Below are 18,971 nucleotides of genomic sequence, written 5' to 3'. Positions count from 1 at the left end.
ATGAGAAGAAAGGGGGAAGACGGCGCGAAGAGGTGAAAGCGTCACTCCTCTTCTTCCGTCCTCTCTCCGTTCTGTTCGGCCTTCTTGACGCGATCTTCCGCCTTGTACATGTACTTGATGTTGTGCTTGAGCAGCAGGAGATTGGGCGCCGTCTTGCGATTGACTTTGATCGCCCCGCGATCGTACCACTCGATCGTCCCTTCGATCTCCTCGCCGTCTTGCAACACGATCACCATTGGCGTATGCGCGTCCATCTGCTTCTTGTAGTAGAAGACTTCGGCGAAGGTCTCCACGGGCGGGATGCGCTTGCGAGGTTGCGGCATTGCCGGTGCGGCGACAGCAGCCGAAGCGGATGGCGATGGTTGCGCCGATCTCGTTTGCTGTTGCGCGGCGCTACGCGCAGCGGCGCGCTCGCGCTGCATGGCTTCACGTTCCTTGATCTCCGCTAGACTTGGCCTGATCAGTTTACGGTTCACAGTCGTTCCTACCTCCGCTGCGGGATTGCCTGCGGTCATGCTCTTTCAGTGCCGGGCTCGATCCGCCCGACGTGCATGGGATCAAACCGTTTGCACGAACGAGCCACGTTCAGGCGAGATATTTAACCCGCGATTGATTTGCAAGTACGTAGTTCGAATTGCTCACATGCTACATGACCGCGACGACATTTGCAAGTCTAGAGAGGTCTTTCACCATTGGAGGTGCCCCCTAATCGGCCTTCTTGCGAATAAACGTCGGCACGTCGAGATCATCGGCGCGCGTTTGCCCGGCGGATGAACGCGGCGGCAAATCCTCGGCGGCGCGCGTTGTGTAGCGCGCGGCGACTTGCGGCTGCCCGGCCAAATCGGCCGCCGATTTGTCGAAGCCTGTAGCGATCACGGTGATCTTCATCTCGTCGCGCATGTTCTCATCGATCACCGCGCCGAAGATGATGTTGGCATCGTCATCGGCCTCTTCGCGGATCTTGGAGGCCGCCTCGTTTACCTCGAAAAGCGTCAGGTCCGGTCCGCCCGTGATGTTGATGAGCACGCCCTTGGCCCCTTGAATCGTCGCCTCTTCAAGAAGCGGCGACGAGATCGCCTGTTGCGTTGCCTCGAGCGCGCGATTCTCGCCGCGTGCGCGCCCCGCTCCCATCAACGCCATGCCCATGCCGGCCATGATCGCCCGCACATCGGCGAAATCGAGGTTGATCAATCCTGGCACGGTGATCAGATCGCTGATGCCTTGGACCGCTTGGCGCAACACGTCGTCGGCCATCTTGAACGCATCGGTGAGCGACATGTTGCGATCGACCGTGTGCAACAACCGTTCGTTGGGAATCGTGATCACCGTATCAACGCAACCGCGCAATTCCTGCAGCCCTTGTTCGGCCTGCTGCATGCGCCGCTTCCCCTCGAAGTGAAAGGGCTTGGTGACGACGGCCACCGTCAGCGCGTTCAACTCCGTCGCCAAGCTGGCGATGATCGGTGCCGCTCCCGTGCCGGTCCCACCACCCAACCCGGCGGTGACGAAGACCATATCGGCCCCTTCCAGCACCTCGATGATCTTCTCCGTGTCTTCGAGCGCCGCGTTGCGCCCGATCTCCGGGTTGGCACCAGCGCCGAGTCCTTTGGTCAACTTGCTGCCAAGCTGGATCTTGATCGGCGCGCGCGAACGCTTGAGCGCTTGCAGATCGGTGTTGGCGACGAGGAATTCGATCCCCTCGATGCCCGCCTCGATCATGCGGTTGACGGCGTTGGACCCGCCGCCGCCAACGCCGATGACTTTGATTCGCGCGCCGGTCGGCGGCGGCTCATCATCGATGAAAATATTGATTCCGCTATCCGGCTGTCGGCCATCCGGTATCATCGTTGTCGATCCCCTCTCCTCTGAAATCTCGCCCCGAATTCGAGCCTCGTCCGAAAATCGCTCATCTTGTACCTCTCGCGCTGCAAGCGGCCATATCTTGAGGCCAATATCTTGTGCTCGCTGGCGCGGGAGCATACAACAAATTGTCAGAAAATGCCACTGAAACGGTCACGAAAACGTGACACAAGATGCGTCAAGCGCGTTGTGCCGCGGCGCGCTGCCGCAAGCGCGCGCGCCTCGCGGTCTTGCGCACGTTGCGCGATCAAACACAATCCAGCCGCGGTCACCCACTGCGGGCTTTGTATATCCTCAACGAGACCGCCGAAGCGATCACGCTCCGGGTAACCGATTCGTACCGGAGCATCGAAGACCTGTTCGGCGATCTCGACCATGCCGCCGAGCAATGCGCCGCCGCCTGTTAACACGACGCCGCTTGAAAGTTGCCTCTCCCAGCCAGCCTCGCGTATTTCGTCGGCAACGTGCATCAAGACCTCTTCGGCGCGCGGTTGCAGGATGTCGCATAGTATCTGCCGCGACAGTTGCCGCGGCGGACGTCCGCCCACCGATGGCACTTCGATCAGTTCGCCTCTTGCTCCGTCCGGCAGACTGGCGCTTGAGGCATATCCGTAAGCGCGTTTGATCTTCTCGGCTTCGGGCACGGGCGTGCGCAGACCGAAGGCGATGTCGTTGGTAAAGTGCGCCCCACCCAAGGCGAAAACCGCCGTGTGCTGCACGGCATTGCGTTGATAAACGATCAAGCCGGTGGTTTCAGCGCCGATGGAGACGAGCGCTGCGCCGAACTCCTTCTCTTCTTCGGTCAAAGCGGCTTCGGCAGCGGCCAGTTGACCGAGCACCATGTCATCGACCCTGAACCCAGCGCGATTGACGGCGTTGATCGCGTTCTGTCGCGCCGTCATCGGGCTGGTGATGATGTGGACCTTGACGGCGAGACGCGCGCCGATCATGCCGACCGGATCATTGATGCCATCTTGATCGTCAACGATGAACTCCTGTGGCAGGCGATCGACGATCTCGCGTCCGGCGGGAAGCTGTACTGCGCAGGCCGAATCGATCGCGCGGCGCACGTCATCGGCGGAGATCTCGCGGTCGCGCCCCGAAACGGCGACCACCGCTTGACCGTTCAGTCCCATGATGTGCGTGCCAGCGAGATTGATGGTCACCGCCTCGGCCTCAAGTCCGCTCATGCGCTCAGCCTCTTCAACGGCGCGAATGATCGAATCGACCACCGCTTCCGGATTGACGACCACGCCTTTGCGCAATCCGCGCGATTCGGCCTCGCCGATGCCGACGATCTCCAATAAGCCGGTCTCGCCCGGTTCGCCGATGATGCACGAGATGCGGCTCGTTCCGATATCCAAACCGACCGTGTGCGTCGCGCGTTTCACCATCAGCTCCTTATTCCTCCCTTCGACCGTCGCTCGCCTTGCGCTTGGCTTCGTTTGCGCCCCGCTCAACGCGCCCTCGATCTTGTTGTCCATCGCTCGGCAAACGCGCTCCCGAAGCCAGACCGACGACGATGCGCCGATCTTGCGTCGCGTCCAAACTGACGACTTCGCGCCCAGCTTGGCGCATCTCGGTCAAAGCCTTCAGCGCGCGCTCCAACCGCAGGCCGAAGTCGCGTCCGCCCAAACGAATTTCGATTCCAGCATCTTCGCCTGCAAGCTGCGCTCGCACGTCGCGCAAATCTTCAAGGTTGACTTCGCTCACGCGCTCGATCAACCCGCGCGCGCGCCACTCATCCAGCATCTCGCGATAACGCGCGAGCCTATCGCGGTTGCTGCGATGCGCCGCCTCGGTGGGCGCTTCGTCTAGACCGCGCACGAGAAAGGGCGGCATCTCGTCCGTCGGAGCGAATTGCCCGAGCAGCACCCCCTCTTCATCGACCCAAACGAAACGCCCCGAAGAGATGCGGGCGACGGCAAACGGCGTGCGTTCGCGCACGCGCACGCGCACGGCGGAGGGCAACACGCGCGAGACGACCGCTTCGCGCACCCACGGCAATTTTTCGATCTCTCGCTTGATGCCCCAGACATCAGCGCGCCAAACGCCGTCGCGCCCGACCGCGTTTCTGACTACCGCCTGCACTTGGTCGGGCGGAGTTCGCGCCACGCCTTCCACATCAACGCGCGCAAGCTGAAAGATGGAAGCAGACGTCGCTGCCCTATAGGCCATGAAGAGCAACACGCCTGCCACCGCTGCGATGAGCGCCTTGCCGATCCACGGCGCGGCAGCGCTCCAGCGTTCCGACCATGCGCCACTGCGCGACGCCGCGCGCGCACGCCGCGCTGGACGTTGCGCCGATGCGCTGCGCGGCGAAGCGTGGCGCGCGCGCGGTGAAATGAGTTGTTCTTTGACTGCGCTCAACTTCGTCGTCGCTCCTCGTTGCGATCTACTCGCCCTTCCTCTTCGCGCGCTCGCAGCAAGTCGAGCAACCGTTCGCCCGCGCGATAGACGTTGCCCGCGCCGAGCGTGATCACCATATCGCCCGGGCGCGCTTCATCGAGCAGGGCTTCGGCGGCGCTTTCGAGCGGGCCGATGTACCGCGCATCTTTGTGACCGAAACGCTTGATCGCTTCGGTCAGCGCTTCTGCCGTCACGCCTTCGATGGCATCTTCGCCTGCCGCGTAGATATCCGTCACTAGCAGCACATCAGCGTTGTTGAAGGATCGGGCGAATTCGTCCATCAAATCTTGCGTTCGCGTATAGCGATGTGGTTGAAAGAGGACCACGATGCGTCGTCCTTCGGCTCCCGCCTTCGCCGCTTTGAGCGTAGCGCGGATCTCCGTCGGGTGATGGCCGTAATCATCGACGACGATGATGCCAGCCGCTTCGCCCTTGAACTGGAAGCGGCGTTGCACGCCTGCGAACTCCCCGAGCGCGCGCGCGATCACATCAAACGGCACGCCCCATTCGAAACCGACCGCGACGGCTGCCAGCGCGTTGTAAACGTTGTGCAGTCCGGGCACATGCAACTCCACTTCGCCCACCGCTTCGCCCTCGCGCCAGACGGCGAAGCGCGAACCGAAATTTTCGTTGAACCGAATGGCGTGCGCCGAAACGTCCGCCTGCGCGCTCAATCCGTAGGTGATCCGCCGCCGCTCGACTTGCGGGATGACGGCCTGCACGTGTGGATCGTCCAGACAGAGCACCACTGCGCCGTAGAACGGCACTTTGTTGACGAAATCGGTAAAGCATGTGCGCACGTCCGTCATGTCGCGATAGTGGTCCATGTGTTCGCGATCGATGTTGGTGACGACCGCGATGGTCGGCGTCAACAACAGAAAAGAGCGGTCGCTTTCATCAGCTTCGACCACCATCAGATCGCTCTTGCCGAGTCGCGCGTTCGAGCCGAAAGAGGTAACGACGCCGCCGACGATCACCGTCGGATCCAGACCGGCATGACCGAGCACTGTGGCGATCATTGAAGTCGTCGTCGTCTTCCCGTGCGATCCGGCGACGGCGACTGTGTGTGGCTTCAGCCGCATCAATTCGGCGAGCATTTCGGCCCGTGGAATGACCGGAATCGAACGACGTCGCGCTTCGATGATCTCCGGGTTATCGTCGTGCACAGCGCTCGACCGGACCACCACCTGCGCGCCGCCGATGTTCTCCGGCGCGTGCCCCTCGTAGATCGCCACGCCCAAATTCGCCAAACGGTCGGTCACGTCCGATCGTTTCAGGTCCGATCCGGAGACGCGGAAACCGAGGTTGACCAGAACTTCCGCGATGCCGGACATGCCGCTTCCGCCGATGCCAACCAGATGCACGTGTTGAATGCGCCGAAACATTTCGTTTCAACCTCGGTTTCGCAAAGCTCGCGCAACGCGCCCCTTCGCCGTCGCTTGCGCCTTCCCGCTCACGTTCCAGCGCCGACGGGGCGCGCGCCGGTCGCCAGCTTCTCCATCAAATCGACGATCTTCTCCGCCGCATCGCGGCGCGCCAACCGTCGGCTCGCTCGTTCCATCGCCGTGATCCGTTCCGGGTCCTTCATCAACTCGGTGATCTCGGTAGCCAAGCGTTCCCCCGTCAGCTCTCGTTGCAAGATCATGCGCGCCGCTCCAGCTCGTTCCAACGCCTCAGCGTTGCGCCGCTGATGATCGTCGGCCGCCAAGGGGAACGGGATCATGATCGCCGCTTTGCCAGCGGCGACCAATTCCGCGCTCGTCGTCGCGCCAGCCCGACAGACGATCAAATCGGCTTCGGCAAAGGCCGCCACCATATCGTCGATGTAACGACGAACGTCGCTGCGCTGCCGCCATCCGCGTCGTTCGTACTCGGCGCGCACCCAATCGTAATCGGCATCTCCCGTCTGATGCAGGATGCGCAAGACGGCGCGACTGTCCGCGAGATGATCAAGCGCCGCGACCATCGCTTGGTTGATCGGGCGCGCGCCCTGCGACCCGCCGAAGACGAGGAGCGAAAACCGAGAAGGATCGCGCCTTTTGGGCGGAATGTCAAAGAACTCGGGGCGCACGGGATTGCCGGTGACAACCGCTTTGCCGTGAAAGAACGGGAGCGATTCTTCAAATGTCACCGCCGCCGCGCTCACAAACCGCGCCAGCACGCGATTGGTCCACCCCGGTAGCGCGTTCGATTCCATCACCAACGTCGGGATGCGCAACGACCAAGCGGCTAACAGCACTGGGCCAGCGACGTACCCGCCCGTGCCAACGACCACCTCGGGCCGGAAATCGTGGATCAGACGGCGCGCCGCCAAGATGCTCTTCGGCAATTGCCAAAGGCTGCGCAAACGCGCCTTCATCCCCACCGACTTCAGGCCGCCGATCTCGATCAGATCGAGATCGAAACCGGCGTGCACGACGATGCGCGCTTCCAACCCGCGCCGCGTCCCGACGAAGCGCACGCGCGCGCGCGGATCGCGTCTCAAAACCTCTTTGGCCACCGCGATCCCCGGGTAGATGTGACCGCCCGTGCCTCCGGCAGCGATCAGGACGCGCATCTTCACGAACCTTTGACTTGCCATCGCCATGGCGTCCGCGCAGATGTTTTCAAAGAGCCAAAATCAGCCGATGAGAACTCGCTTGGGCTTTTGCGCTGCTGTGCCCGACAGCGCGCCGAGATGTTCAGCAGCATGCCGACTGAAAAGAGCAGCGGCACGAGCGACGAACCGCCGGACGAAACGAACGGCAACGGAATGCCCTTGGTCGGCACGAGCGAAAGGACGACGCTCATGTTGAAGAGCGCCTGTGTCAGGATCTGCCCGACGATGCCGATGCCCAAAAGCAGCCCGAAACGATCCGGCGCGTTGAGCGCCGCGCGCACGCCGCGCCAGCCAAACAGCAGGAAGGTCATCAGCACGGCGAGCGTTCCGACCAATCCCAGCTCCTCGCCGACGACGGCGAAGATGAAATCCGAATGGGAGAAAGGCAGAAAGAACATCTTCTGCTTCCCTTGAGCGAACCCGAGACCGTGTACTCCGCCGGAACCGAGACCAATGAGCGATTGAACCACTTGATAACCTGCGCCTTGCGGATCGGCCCACGGATCGAGAAAAGCCATCAACCGTCGCATGCGCCACGGGACCAAGACGAGCAACGCCGCGAACCCGATCATCGCCGGAAAGAGCAACGCGCACAGATAGCGCGCGCGCAGGCCAGCGACGAAACAGAGGATCAAACAGGTCGCCAAGAGCATCAGAGCGGTGCCGAGATCAGGCTCGGCGACGATCAACAACGCCAATGCGCCTGTGACCAGCACACACGGGATAAAGGCGCGCAGGCTGTGCTCTTCGCCCGCGTGCCGCTCCAAGTGGCGCGCTAAAAAGAGCACCAGCGCGAGCTTCGCTAGCTCCGACGGCTGCACCGAAAAGCCAAACAGACGAATCCAACGATGCGCCCCGTTGACGCGCGGAAAAGCGAACACGGCGAACAACAACGCGATGACCACCGCCAGCAGACCGTAAACGAGGCGCCGATCTTTGAATCGTTCGTAGTCGAACCGCATGGCGAAGAGCATCGCGCCCAATCCAAGCATCGCCCATAAGGCTTGCCGAACCAAGTAGTGGAAAGGGTTGCTCTGCTCTTCGGCAGCGACCACCACCGAAGCGCTGTAGACCATCACGACGCCGAACAGCGTTAGACCGACCGTCGCCGCGAACAACCATTCATCCACTCGCAATCGTCTTGCCATCTTTGGCCTATGCGCCCTCCTTACTTTCGATCCGCCGTCCCGTCCAGCAACTCTCGAACCGCTGCCTTGAAAGCTCGCCCGCGGTCCTCGAAATCCGCGAACATGTCGTAGCTAGCGCATGCTGGAGCGAGCAGCACGACGTCCTGCGGCTGCGCCAACGCAAAGGCGCGCGCGACCGCCTCACGCATGTCAGCCGCACGCTCGACCGCCGGAGCGTGCGGCCCCAGCTCCTTTGCGATCCGTTCAGCATCCTCGCCGATGAGCACGAGCGCACGCGCTTTGCTTTCGATCAATGGCGCAAGCGGCGCATACGGCGCCCCTTTGCCGCGCCCGCCCATGATAGCGACGATGCGCCCCGCCTCTTCGGTGAAGGCTTCGAAAGCTTTCGCCGCCGCAGCGACGTTGGTCGCTTTGGAATCGTTGTAAAAGCGCACGCCCTTCGCTTCGGCGACCAATTCCAGACGGTGCTCGACGCCGCTGAACCGGCGTACCGTTTCGCACATGGACTCAAACGGCGCGCCGCAAGCGTAGCCCATGCAGAGCGCGGCCATCACGTTCTCCACGTTGTGCGCGCCGCGCAGAACGAGTTCATCCGCACGCAACAACGCTCGTTCGCGGCCATCGAGACGCGCGACCAGCGTGCGCTCGCGCAAGAAGATGCCCTGTTCCACCTCGCGTCGCCGACTGAAGAAGAGCTTGCGCGCCGTCAGCCCGCTGGCCCACGAAGCGACTACCTCATCGTCGGCGTTCAACACAGCCCAGTCCTCTTCGTTTTGCCGCCGAAAGATGCGGTGCTTGGCCGCCGCGTAATCGTTGAAAGTTTCGTACCGGTCCATGTGATCCGGCGTGATGTTGAGCACCGAGGCGACGCGCGGGTGAAAACGGTCCGTGGTCTCCAGTTGGAAACTCGAGATCTCGGCAACGGTCCAGCCGTCGTCGCGCGACGTATCGATGAGCGATATGAGCGGCGTCCCGATGTTGCCGCCGACCTGCACGGGTAAGCGCGCGTCGGCGAGCAACTGGCCCACCAACGCCGTGGTCGTCGTCTTCCCGTTGGTGCCGGTGATGGCGATCAGCTGGCCGCGCAAGAAACGAAAGGCGAGTTCGACTTCGCCGATGACTTCGACGCCAGCTCGTTCAGCATAGCGGACGGCGATGTTTTTGGGCGGCACGCCCGGACTGACGATGAGCAGATCGATGTGGTCCAGTAACCACTGCGGCACGTCGCCCGAAAAGAGCTTGACGCCCAGAGCCTCGAGCGCGCGCGCCTCGGCGCTCCACTCCTCGAGTGGCTTGCGGTCGTTCAGCGCGACACGCGATGCGCGCGCGACGAGAAAACGGGCCGCCGCCGTGCCGCTACGCCCAGCGCCGAGCACGAGCACCTTTTTGCCTGCAAGCTCCATCTCTAGCGCAACTTCAACGTCGAAAGGCTGAGCAGCGCAAACAGGATCGCCAAGATCAGAAAGCGAAAGACGACCTTGGATTCGCGCCAGCCGAGCATCTCAAAGTGATGGTGCAACGGCGCCATCTTGAAGATGCGCCGCCGCGTCATCTTGAACGAGAAAACTTGCAACATCACCGACAGCGCTTCGATGACGAAGACGCCGCCGACCATCAAGAGCATGAACTCCTGTTTAGTCAACACGGCCACCGTGCCGATGGCACCGCCGATCGCCAAGCTTCCGACGTCGCCCATGAAGACTTCGGCTGGCGGCGCGTTGTACCACAAAAAGCCGAGGCTCGCGCCAGCCATCGCGCCGCAAAAGACGGTCAGCTCGGCGATTTCGGGTCGGTGCGTCAACCCAAGGTAATTGGCAAATCTGGCGTGACCGGTGACGTAAGTGAACGCCGTCAACGCCGCCATCGCGATGAACGTCACGCTGATCGCCAATCCGTCCAAGCCATCGGTCAAGTTTACGGCGTTCGACGTGCCGAGCAGCACGAGCGCGATGAACGGTAGATAAAGATAGGGCCCGATGTAGCTGATGCTCGTTCGCGGATTCGGGTCCGCCGTCGCCTTGAAGAACGGCACGTTGACGTTCCACGCGTACTCCGTGCAAAAGTAGAGCACTGCCCAGACCAAAGCGGCGACAAACAGTTGACCGAGCAGCTTTTGCCGACCGGTCAAGCCAAGGCTCTGTTGCCGCTTGATCTTCAGGTAATCGTCGAGAAACCCAATTGCGGCAAAGAGCGTCGTCGCCCCCAATGCGACCCACACGTACAGGTTGTCAAGTCGCCCCCAAAGCAGCGTTGAAACCAGCACCGAACCGACGATCAACACGCCGCCCATGGTCGGCGTGTTCCGCTTCGACATGTGCCACTGCGGCCCCTCCTGGCGAATCTGCTGCCCGATGTTCCATTCGCGCAACCACCGGATCACAGGTTTGCCGAGCAACAACGAAAGCAGCAACGCCGTGACGGCAGCGTAAGCCGTGCGAAAGGTGATGTACTGAAAGACGTTGAGCGCTTTGACGAAATATGACTCCTCGTGCGCCTGTAAGCTGCGATAGAGCCACTCGTAAAAGAGATAGTAGAACATCTTCGCTCGTCACTCGTCTTTCAGCTCGAACCTCGCTTTCACCGCCGCCACGATCTTGTCCGTGCGCACGCCGCGCGATCCTTTGACCAGCACCAGATCGCCCGCACGCAACGCCTCACACAAGGATTTTGCCGCCTCTTCGACCGATGAGAAGAAGCGCGCTTCTGCCAATCCCTCCGCGCGCGCGCCGGCGACCAGTTCTTGCGCCAACCCGCGCACGCCCCACAACGCATCGACCGCCAAACGCGCGATCTCGCGTCCCGCTTCGCGGTGCATCGCCGCAGCATCGGGACCGAGTTCCAACATCTCGCCAGCGACCACGATGCGCCGCGTCGCCTCGGCCTCCGCCACGGCCCGCGCCATCGCCAACAGCGAAGCCGGATTTGAATTGTAAGAGTCATCGATCATGGTGAACCCTGCGGCGAAGCGCAAGACCTCGCCGCGCATCTCTGATGGCGCAGCAGAAGCGAGAGCGTCGGCGATGCGCGCCGGGCTGATCCCGAAACAGGTCGCAACCGCCGCCGCTGCCAAGGCGTTGGTCAAGTTGTGCCGACCGGGCAGCGGCAGCGTCGCCTCGGCCGTGCCGAGCGGCGTTCGCAACCGGAAGCGCGCGAGATCCAATCGCACGCGCGTGACCTCTTCGGCCACAACATCTGCCGGCTCGTTCAATCCGAAGGTCAACACTGGCCCGACATGAAGCCGACGCATGCCGCTCACCCACGGATCATCGGCATTGAGAACCGCCGTGCCGCCAGCTTTCAAGCGTCGCACCAAAGCGCTCTCTTCGCGCGCCACATCTTCGATCGTGCCGAGGAACTCTAGGTGTTCCGGCCCGACGCAAACCTCGACGGCGATATCAGGCGGCGCGATCTGCGCCAAGCGATCCAACTCGCCCGGCATCGAGGTTCCCATCTCCAGCACGACGACGTCAAAATCGGCGGCGCGGCGCCCGCCGGATTCCATTTGCAAGATGGAGAGCGGAACGCCGAGCTCGTTGTTGAAGTTCTTTAGGCTCTTGATCACCCTTTTGCCCGCGACCTGCAGCACCAGCGCCGTCAAATCCTTGGTGGTCGTCTTTCCGGCGCTGCCAGCGATGGCGACCACTGGCCCGCCCCACTCAGTGACGACGTTGCGTGCAAGACGCTGTAGCGCGTCGATCACGTCCTCGACGAGCAACAAGCGGTGTCGCAAACGTCGGAGTTCTTCGTCCTCAGCGATGCGCGCGCGACGCGCGACGGCAGCCAATGCGCCGCGCGATAGCGCTTCCGGAATGAACTGGTGCGCATCGCTGAACTCCTTCGCCGTGAAGCAATGACGCCGGTAGTCTTCGGGCGACAAAGCGAAGAAGAGCTGGCCCGGCTCAACGGCGCGCGAATCGATAGCGAACCCGGTCACGTCGGCGTCGGGCGCGACGCCGACCGCTTCGTCTGCCCCCATCAATTGCGCTGCTTTTGCGAGCCTCACAACTTCTCTCCCGAACGGCGACCATCCAGCGCTCACTGTAACACGCCGACCGCGATCACCGATCTTGCGTCCAGTTCATCTTCGCAGCGAACTTCTTCGCCTTCGTCTGTAGGCGCGCGTTCGAAGTCACGCTCTTTGGCGTGGTTTCGAGCGAGGCGCGCGCGCCGCACGCGCAACCGACAATCTTCGATTCGCCGCTTCAATTCCTCCCGGTGGATTTTATCGTGCGAGTTTTGCGTCATGGATCTTGCCCGCTCATGCGAAACGTCGCCAAAAGTCCCATGGAAGATTCCCGCCTTGAATCCATCATCCGATCGCTTCGGACGCCCCCTTACTCAGCGCGCGCGAAAACGGCGCGCACGCGGCTTCCGACACGCACAGGCGTGCCAGCCGCCGGTTCTTGCAAGACGGCCTCACCTTCGCCCTCGGCTTCAAGCGCTAAGCCCAATTGGGCGCAAACGCGCGCAGCATCGCGCACGCTTTGCCCGCGCAAGTTGGGCATGGCAAACGCTGCTCCCTCGGCCTGGGCCAGCACAAGCTCGCCCTGCCGTTCGATCTCCTCGGGCATCTTTTGCGCCGATCGTTCGGCGCGCGCGGCCAAGAACGGCGCGTCGGCAGACGGGCGCGGGTTCGCATCAGGCGTCACGTTCAGGTATGGCAGCACGCGCTCGGCGATCTCGCGAAAGACGGGCGCCGCCACTTCGCCGCCATGATACGCGCCGCGCGGCTCGTCAATCACGACGATGATGACCACTTGCGGATCGGAAACGGGCGCGAAGCCGACGAAAGAGGCCACGTGTTTGGTTGGCGAATAGGCGCGCGTTTGCGGATCGATTTTTTGCGCCGTGCCAGTTTTGCCTGCCGCCGTGTAACCATCGAGTTGCGCGCGCGTCGCCGTTCCGCGAAGCGTCACCATCTCCAACATGCCGCGCAAGGCGCGCGCCGTCTCGGCGCTGATGACGCGCGTCGTAGCGGGCGCGGCGCGCTGAACCACGGCACCAGTGCTCGCGCGGACCTCGCGCACCAGATGCGGAGCGACGCGCACGCCATCGTTGGCGACGGCAGCAAACGCCGCTGCCACTTGCAGCGGCGTCACACCGATCTCCTGCCCGATGGCGATCGAACCGATGGAACTCGGTTGCCAACGTCGAACGGGACGCAACAGCCCGGCGGTCTCGCCGGGAAGCTCAACGCCCGTCTTTTCGCCGAAACCGAAGCGGCGGATGTAATCGTAAAGCCGCTCGTGGCCGACGCGTAAACCGAGCTTGATCGCGGCGACGTTGGAAGATTTGGCGAGCGCCTCGGTGAGCGTCAATATACCGAACGGATGATGATCGCGCACGGTGCGCCCAGCTACGACGATGGAGCCCATCTGGCAGTCGATGCGTTCATCGGGCCGGGCCACTCCCTCTTCGAGCGCAGCAGCAAACGAGACGATCTTGAAGGTTGACCCCGGCTCGTAGATGTTCTGCAACGCTTCGTTGCGATGCGCTTCAGGCGCAAGCGCGTGAGCGCGGTTCGGATCAAAGCTCGGCGCATTGGCCAAAGCCAAGATCTCCCCCGTCTTCGGATCGAGCACGATGGCCGTGCCGGCGCGCGCTCGGCTGCGCTCGACCGCCGCCTGCAACGCCTGTTCAGTCCAATGCTGCACGGTCTGGTCCAGCGTCAGCACCACTGTGCTCCCTTCGCCCGCGGCTTCTTCCAAACTGCGGTACGGACGCCGATGGGCGTCGCGTTCGACCAAAACGCGCCCCTCCCTGCCTGCCAGCGAAGCGTTCTGAAATTGTTCGACGCCGGCCAGGCCCTGTTCATCCAGCCCGACGAAACCGAGCACGTGAGCGGCGAGCGTCGCGTTGGGGTAGAAACGTTTCGGCTCTTTGAGCGCATAAACACCACGCAGGTTCAACGCCCGCAGCTTCTCGGCTTGCGCTTCGTCAAGCTTGCGCGCTACCCAGACAAAGCGTCGCCCTTGATCGCGCGCGCGCGCCAGACGCGCGGCCAACTCGTCTGCATCCACGCCGATGATCTGGGCAAGATGCCGGGCGACCTCTTTGGGATCAGCTATCTCGTCAGGCACGGCGAAAAAGGAGTCCGTTTCGACGCTGCGCGCAAGTTCGCGTCCCTGCCGGTCAACAATGGTGCCGCGCAACGGCGGCAACTCCAGTTCGGCTATTCGCTGCGCGCGCGCGCGCGCGGCCAACGTCTCGTGCGCGATTAGTTGGAGATAGATCAAACGTCCGGCGATGAGGCACGTCCAGAAAAGAAAGAATCCGAAGACGAGCCACGTGCGCCGTCGGGCAACATCAGGGCGGCTGGATGTGCGTGCCGAGCCTTTGCGCATAGCGACCTGCCGCTTTCGCGTGAAATCCGTCGCGCGGGAAGCGCCGTTCAAACGTCCCGTTGTTTAGGCTCGCCAGTTGGGGAGAGTCGGTTTCACGCTGAGGGCGAGCCCAATTCTCAGCGCCCGAAAGTCGAGGCCGCGCCGACCCACGTCGGCGCAGTTACCGCGCGGTCGATTTGCGAAGCGCGCGCTGGCTCCATGCCTTGCGCGCGGGCGGCCTGTTCGATGGCTTGCGGTGAGCCAGTTTCGGCGAGGACAAGGAGCAGACGGCGGCGCTCTTCGGCTAATCGCGCTCGCTCCTCGCGCAACAACTCCGTTTCGTAGCCCAGCCTCAACGCGGCAAAATGCTGCGTTGTAGCATAGGCGAATCCGATGACCAACACGAATCCGCCTACAGTCCATAGCGCCAAACGACGACAAGCGCACCAGTCCCACTCTCGCCGCACAGCGAAATTGCGATTGGGCTGTGGCATTCTTCTCACCGCTTTCGCTCCCCGGTCTCTTTCCGGCATCACCATTGATCTGCTTTGCGCAGCGCGCGTAGCTTTGCGCTGCGCGCGCGCGGATTCACGCGCGTCTCTTCCGGCGTCGGAACGATTGGACGCTTGGTCAACAACTCAACGCGACCTGCGGCGGCGAGCTGCCGAAAGGTCCGCTTGACGATGCGATCCTCCAGCGAGTGGAAACTGATGATGACCAGACGCCCCGCTGGTTGTAAAAGATCGGCCGCTTGCATGATGAACTGGTCCAGATCATCGAGCTCGCGATTGACAGCGATGCGCAACGCTTGAAAGACGCGCGTTGCCGGATGCGTGCGCCCTTTGCCGCCACGCACGAGCGCAGCGACCAGCTCGGCCAACTCCCGCGTAGTTTGCACGGGCTTGCCGCCGCGCCGACGCTGAACGATCGCGCGCGCGATGAGCCGTGCCCGACGCTCTTCGCCATACTCCCGAAGCAAACGCGCGATCTCGGCTTCGGACAGCCGGGCTAGTAGCTCGGCAGCCGTCTGCGCCTCGCTCCCGACATCCATGCGCATGTCGAGCGGCGCATCGAAGCGAAAGCTGAAACCGCGCTCCGGCGCGTCAAGCTGCAACGACGAAACCCCCAAGTCGGCGATCACGCCCGCCAGTGCGCTCACGCCCGCCGCTTCGAGCACGCGCCTGATATCGCGAAAGTCGGCGTGCACCAGTCGCGCGCGATCGCCAAAACGAGCGAGGCGCGCGCTGGCCACGCGCAAAGCTTCGCGGTCACGATCAACGCCGATCAGACGCGCTTCAGCAGACGCTTCGAGCACCCCCTCGGCATGCCCGCCCGCGCCGACCGTCGCATCGAAGAACCAGCCGCCGCGTTCTGGGGCTAGCGCCCGAAGCGCCTCCTGAAGCAACACGGGGCGATGTCGCTCGTCCCTGCCCCCAACGGACGCCACGCTTTGACTCGCCCCGTGATCCGATGCAAAGAACTGTTCGCGTGGCATCGCTTCGGTTCCGCCGCAGCGGCCTAGACCGACCGCTGCCGCCTCACGTTGGAATCGCCTAGATCCCCAGTCTCGCGATGGCCGCTTCATCCTCCGCCGTGTAGGGTTCGGCCATCAAACGCTGCTCAAATCGCTCGCGATCCCAAACTTCCAAGTAGCTCAAGTAACCGAGCACGGCGACCTCGCCTAAGAGGTTGGCGCTTCGCCGCAACAGCGGGTGAATGAGAACGCGCCCTTGCCCATCCATGCTCGTTTGCTGCCCGTAGTAGTTAGTGCGCTCCAAGAACTTGCGCCGCGCCGGGTCCATTGAAGGCAGCAGCGCCAGCCGCTGTTCAATCGCCTCCCATTCGGGCAAGGGGTAAAGGCGTGCCGCTTCGCCCGTTAAACTGGTCACGTAAAACTCCACGCCGTACTTCTCTTCAATGTACCGGCGAAAGGCCGTCGGCACTTTGAGCCGCCCCTTGGGGTCCAAGCGCGCCGTGTAATTGCCTCGTAACATTGACCTTCGCCGCCGGGTTGGATCGCCATCTGCTTAAAACTTACAGTAGAACTTTAAGCTTCGCCGCCAAGCTCAGGAAGAAAGCCCACTTTAGACCACTTTCTTCCACCCGCCGCGCATAGTACGTCGGTCTTCCAAGCGCTGTCAAGAGGAAATTTGATTTGCTCGCTTAAGCACGAAATGGTGTACTCGACGCCGTTCAACAAACGCTCGTCGCTCCATCCGCAGGCTGGTGGCAAACCGTCCGTCGATCCTGTATAGTTGCTCTCTTTGTCGTCTCCTTAGACTTAGATCGGACTGCTGATGAGCTACTCCAGTTACTTGCTCTTCGGCCTAGCGCTCGCCGCAGCGAACCTGCTCGGCGGGTTGCTAGTGACCTCCTCAGCCTCGCTGGCGCGCAACGCCCGACTTCTCCGTTTCTTGATTGCCCTCGGCGCTGGCTTCATGTTGGCAGCGATTTTCGTCGAAGTCGTTCCGGCGGCGATTGAGCTATGGCAGCGCGAGCGCGGATCTTCGCCCCACGCCGTGTTGCAAGCAACAACGCTGCTGCTTGCCGGTTACCTATTGATACATCTATTCGAACACACCATCGCGCCACACTTCCACTTCGGCGCCGAGACGCACCCTGAGCGGCTGCTCCGCCCGACGGCGGCTTACGCGGCCATTGGCGGATTATCGATTCATACATTCTTCGACGGCGTTTCGATTGCCGCCGCTTTTTCAGTCAACTTCAGGGTTGGGCTGCTAGTTTTCATCGCTGTCCTGCTGCACAAGGCGCCCGAAGGCTTCACCGCCGCCTCGATCATGCTCGCTTCGGGGCGCACGCGCCGCAAGGCACAGTGGGCCACGCTGTTGATCGGCGCGGCGACGCTGCTGGGCGTGATGAGCGTCGCCATTGCACAGGCGCACGTTTCGGCGCTGGTGGCCTACGCGCTGCCCTTTTCGGCGGGCGTGACGCTCTACGTAGCAGCCAGCGACTTGATCCCGGAAGTCAATCACATGGAAGAGAAGAACCCGCTAACGTCGGTGGTCGTCTTCGTCGGCGTCGCGCTCTTTTACCTGCTGCACGCGCTCGTCGGCGAACGTTGATTTGCTGAATTCATGCGCGCGCTGAACGCAATCCCGCTTCACCGAAGCGGGCCGAAGAAGCCCGCCTTGCCGCACGTGCCTGCGACGGATCTTGATTGAACTGGACCAAGCCGATGTGAGACGAGTTGCAACGTTCGCGCCCACGTAGCAGCTTTGCGACTTGATCTTGGCTATGCCGGGCATTTCGCCGCGAGCAGTGTCGGTTTGCAACGAGTCTTTAGCTAACCGGACCAGAACGTCCACTGGCCGGGCAAGCGGCGACGTTTGAAGCGCTTTCTGTTTTATGCCAGGCCGATTGAATCGAGTTCGCTCGCACTGGCCAGTCCGGTTGACGAAAAGCCCTGTTAGCTTTGACCCGTTTAGCGCCCGACGATGCGAGTTCTCCTTCGTCGGATGGATTACAGTGAAGAGTTCTCTTCGGCCTTTTTGGCGACTCGCTCCAGACGAGCGTAGGCGACTGGTCCAGCGCCTCCGCGAGCGCGCGCTCTCTTTCTGTGTCCGCGCTGAAGAACTGCCGCAAGAGACGTGCTTATCGGCGGATTTGCTGCTATATTCTTTTGGCGATGCGCCGAATTCGCGCCTTTCCGCTCGCCCTGCTCCTTGCGTTCGGGCTGCAGCTTGCAGCGCGCGCGCAACGGGCCGAGCTTCCCTCGCCGGTCGGTTACGTCAACGATTTTGCTGGAGTCATAGACCAACCGACCAGAGAGCGCCTTGAAACCATTTTGCGCAACCTCAAAGCACGCGCTGACATCGAGTTCGCCGTCGTCACCGTGCGGACCACAGGCGACGAAGACATCTTCGATTATTCGTTACGACTGGCCCGCACTTGGGGCATCGGTTCGCCCGAGGGTGAGAAGAACGGTCTGTTGTTGCTCATCGCCGTCGATGATCGAAAGTACTTCATTCAGGTGAGCCGCCACTTGGAAGGCGATCTCCCCGACGGGCTCGTCGGCGAGATCGGGCGGCGCATGCGCCCGTACTTTCGCCAAGGCCAGTATGGCGAAGGGATCATGGTGGCGGTGCAAGGGATCATCGCGACCTTGGCTGAAAAACGTGGCTTCGACATGGAAGGGATCGATCGAAGCCAAGCTTATCGAGCGTCCGAGCGAAGAACCGAGGGGCAACCTCTTTCGGTCTTTTCTCTTTGCGCCATCGTTTTTCTGATCTTCTTTCTGCTGCTCATCGCCGGCGGACCGCTCAGCGGTTGCTTGTCTCTGCTCTTTCTCGGGCGCTCGTTCGGCAGCGGAAGCCGCATCCGCCGTTCAACTGGATGGACTTGGGGCGGCGGCGGTTTCAGCGGATGGGGCGGTGGCGGCGGTTTCGGCAGCGGCGGCGGTTTCGGCGGCTTTGGCGGCGGCGGCGATTTCGGCGGCGGCGGTGCTGGTGGCAGTTGGTGATAGGACCGGAGGCTGGACCGAAGTTTGCGGAAACTATTTCGATGATGGACCGATCATGAGCGCTCGCGTTGATAACATCCTGCGCGGTTTCGTCGAAGATCTGAGCGAGACGCATAGCACCAATCTCGTCTCGGTGGTCCTATATGGCTCCG

General features: G+C 62.3%; 17 protein-coding genes. 2 read left to right on the top strand and 15 right to left on the bottom strand.

Annotated elements, in window-relative coordinates:
* Positions 1-41: 41 nt before the first annotated feature.
* The 15 genes from C4334_RS02135 to C4334_RS02065 form a co-directional block, all read right to left on the bottom strand.
* Positions 42-476 (bottom strand): hypothetical protein, encoded by a 435-nt coding sequence (locus C4334_RS02135; RefSeq protein WP_352430433.1) that lies wholly within the window; start codon positions 474-476, stop codon positions 42-44.
* A 229-nt stretch (positions 477-705) separates the two neighbouring features.
* Positions 706-1,845, bottom strand: coding sequence for a cell division protein FtsZ (gene ftsZ / locus C4334_RS02130; protein ID WP_352430432.1), 1,140 nt, complete (start codon positions 1,843-1,845; stop codon positions 706-708).
* 146 nt (positions 1,846-1,991) lie between these two features.
* Positions 1,992-3,254: a cell division protein FtsA gene (gene ftsA, locus C4334_RS02125; protein ID WP_352430431.1), complete on the bottom strand. Its 1,263-nt coding sequence runs from the start codon at positions 3,252-3,254 to the stop codon at positions 1,992-1,994.
* A 7-nt stretch (positions 3,255-3,261) separates the two neighbouring features.
* Positions 3,262-4,230: a cell division protein FtsQ/DivIB gene (locus C4334_RS02120; RefSeq protein ID WP_352430430.1), complete on the bottom strand. Its 969-nt coding sequence runs from the start codon at positions 4,228-4,230 to the stop codon at positions 3,262-3,264.
* Entirely contained in the window at positions 4,227-5,654 is a 1,428-nt protein-coding gene (gene murC, locus C4334_RS02115) for a UDP-N-acetylmuramate--L-alanine ligase (protein ID WP_352430429.1), read from the bottom strand. The genes C4334_RS02120 and murC overlap by 4 nt, the downstream gene beginning before the upstream one ends.
* A gap of 68 nt (positions 5,655-5,722) precedes the next feature.
* Entirely contained in the window at positions 5,723-6,826 is a 1,104-nt protein-coding gene (murG, locus tag C4334_RS02110) for an undecaprenyldiphospho-muramoylpentapeptide beta-N-acetylglucosaminyltransferase (RefSeq protein WP_352430428.1), read from the bottom strand.
* A gap of 2 nt (positions 6,827-6,828) precedes the next feature.
* On the bottom strand, positions 6,829-8,016 hold the full coding sequence (gene ftsW, locus C4334_RS02105; RefSeq protein WP_352430427.1) for a putative lipid II flippase FtsW: 1,188 nt from the start codon (positions 8,014-8,016) through the stop codon (positions 6,829-6,831).
* Positions 8,017-8,036: 20 nt separating this feature from the next.
* On the bottom strand, positions 8,037-9,419 hold the full coding sequence (gene murD, locus C4334_RS02100; protein ID WP_352430426.1) for a UDP-N-acetylmuramoyl-L-alanine--D-glutamate ligase: 1,383 nt from the start codon (positions 9,417-9,419) through the stop codon (positions 8,037-8,039).
* A gap of 2 nt (positions 9,420-9,421) precedes the next feature.
* A complete protein-coding gene (gene mraY / locus C4334_RS02095; protein WP_352430425.1) occupies positions 9,422-10,555 on the bottom strand; it encodes a phospho-N-acetylmuramoyl-pentapeptide-transferase in 1,134 nt (377 codons plus the stop codon).
* A gap of 9 nt (positions 10,556-10,564) precedes the next feature.
* Entirely contained in the window at positions 10,565-12,019 is a 1,455-nt protein-coding gene (locus C4334_RS02090) for a UDP-N-acetylmuramoyl-tripeptide--D-alanyl-D-alanine ligase (RefSeq protein ID WP_352430424.1), read from the bottom strand.
* Between the two features lie 32 nt (positions 12,020-12,051).
* Positions 12,052-12,261: a hypothetical protein gene (locus C4334_RS02085; RefSeq protein WP_352430423.1), complete on the bottom strand. Its 210-nt coding sequence runs from the start codon at positions 12,259-12,261 to the stop codon at positions 12,052-12,054.
* Between the two features lie 89 nt (positions 12,262-12,350).
* Complete coding sequence (locus C4334_RS02080; protein WP_352430422.1) at positions 12,351-14,360, bottom strand: PASTA domain-containing penicillin-binding protein; 2,010 nt, start codon at positions 14,358-14,360, stop codon at positions 12,351-12,353.
* A 116-nt stretch (positions 14,361-14,476) separates the two neighbouring features.
* Positions 14,477-14,842: a hypothetical protein gene (locus C4334_RS02075; protein WP_352430421.1), complete on the bottom strand. Its 366-nt coding sequence runs from the start codon at positions 14,840-14,842 to the stop codon at positions 14,477-14,479.
* A gap of 29 nt (positions 14,843-14,871) precedes the next feature.
* On the bottom strand, positions 14,872-15,834 hold the full coding sequence (rsmH, locus tag C4334_RS02070) for a 16S rRNA (cytosine(1402)-N(4))-methyltransferase RsmH (RefSeq protein WP_502943381.1): 963 nt from the start codon (positions 15,832-15,834) through the stop codon (positions 14,872-14,874).
* Between the two features lie 58 nt (positions 15,835-15,892).
* Complete coding sequence (locus C4334_RS02065) at positions 15,893-16,333, bottom strand: division/cell wall cluster transcriptional repressor MraZ (RefSeq protein ID WP_352430419.1); 441 nt, start codon at positions 16,331-16,333, stop codon at positions 15,893-15,895.
* A 303-nt stretch (positions 16,334-16,636) separates the two neighbouring features.
* On the opposite strand from C4334_RS02065, the gene C4334_RS02060 reads away from it, so the two are divergent.
* Both C4334_RS02060 and C4334_RS02055 read left to right on the top strand, forming a co-directional pair.
* Entirely contained in the window at positions 16,637-17,422 is a 786-nt protein-coding gene (locus C4334_RS02060; RefSeq protein ID WP_352430418.1) for a ZIP family metal transporter, read from the top strand.
* A 563-nt stretch (positions 17,423-17,985) separates the two neighbouring features.
* Entirely contained in the window at positions 17,986-18,819 is an 834-nt protein-coding gene (locus C4334_RS02055; protein WP_352430417.1) for a TPM domain-containing protein, read from the top strand.
* Positions 18,820-18,971: the final 152 nt, after the last annotated feature.

This window comes from Pyrinomonas sp., assembly GCF_040289685.1.
GTDB lineage: Bacteria > Acidobacteriota > Blastocatellia > Pyrinomonadales > Pyrinomonadaceae > Pyrinomonas.
This window is presented reverse-complemented; position numbering and strand designations above follow the sequence as displayed.

Bases quoted from the DNA above. Each gene is read 5' to 3' on its own strand.
- ftsZ (WP_352430432.1), bottom strand. From the start codon at position 1,845: ATGATACCGGATGGCCGACAGCCGGATAGCGGAATCAATATTTTCATC.
- ftsA (WP_352430431.1), bottom strand. From the start codon at position 3,254: ATGGTGAAACGCGCGACGCACACGGTCGGTTTGGATATCGGAACGAGC.
- murC (WP_352430429.1), bottom strand. From the start codon at position 5,654: ATGTTTCGGCGCATTCAACACGTGCATCTGGTTGGCATCGGCGGAAGC.
- murG (WP_352430428.1), bottom strand. From the start codon at position 6,826: ATGCGCGTCCTGATCGCTGCCGGAGGCACGGGCGGTCACATCTACCCG.
- ftsW (WP_352430427.1), bottom strand. From the start codon at position 8,016: ATGGCAAGACGATTGCGAGTGGATGAATGGTTGTTCGCGGCGACGGTC.
- murD (WP_352430426.1), bottom strand. From the start codon at position 9,419: ATGGAGCTTGCAGGCAAAAAGGTGCTCGTGCTCGGCGCTGGGCGTAGC.
- mraY (WP_352430425.1), bottom strand. From the start codon at position 10,555: ATGTTCTACTATCTCTTTTACGAGTGGCTCTATCGCAGCTTACAGGCG.
- C4334_RS02085 (WP_352430423.1), bottom strand. From the start codon at position 12,261: ATGACGCAAAACTCGCACGATAAAATCCACCGGGAGGAATTGAAGCGG.
- C4334_RS02080 (WP_352430422.1), bottom strand. From the start codon at position 14,360: ATGCGCAAAGGCTCGGCACGCACATCCAGCCGCCCTGATGTTGCCCGA.
- rsmH (WP_502943381.1), bottom strand. From the start codon at position 15,834: ATGCCACGCGAACAGTTCTTTGCATCGGATCACGGGGCGAGTCAAAGC.
- C4334_RS02065 (WP_352430419.1), bottom strand. From the start codon at position 16,333: ATGTTACGAGGCAATTACACGGCGCGCTTGGACCCCAAGGGGCGGCTC.
- C4334_RS02060 (WP_352430418.1), top strand. From the start codon at position 16,637: ATGAGCTACTCCAGTTACTTGCTCTTCGGCCTAGCGCTCGCCGCAGCG.
- C4334_RS02055 (WP_352430417.1), top strand. From the start codon at position 17,986: ATGCGCCGAATTCGCGCCTTTCCGCTCGCCCTGCTCCTTGCGTTCGGG.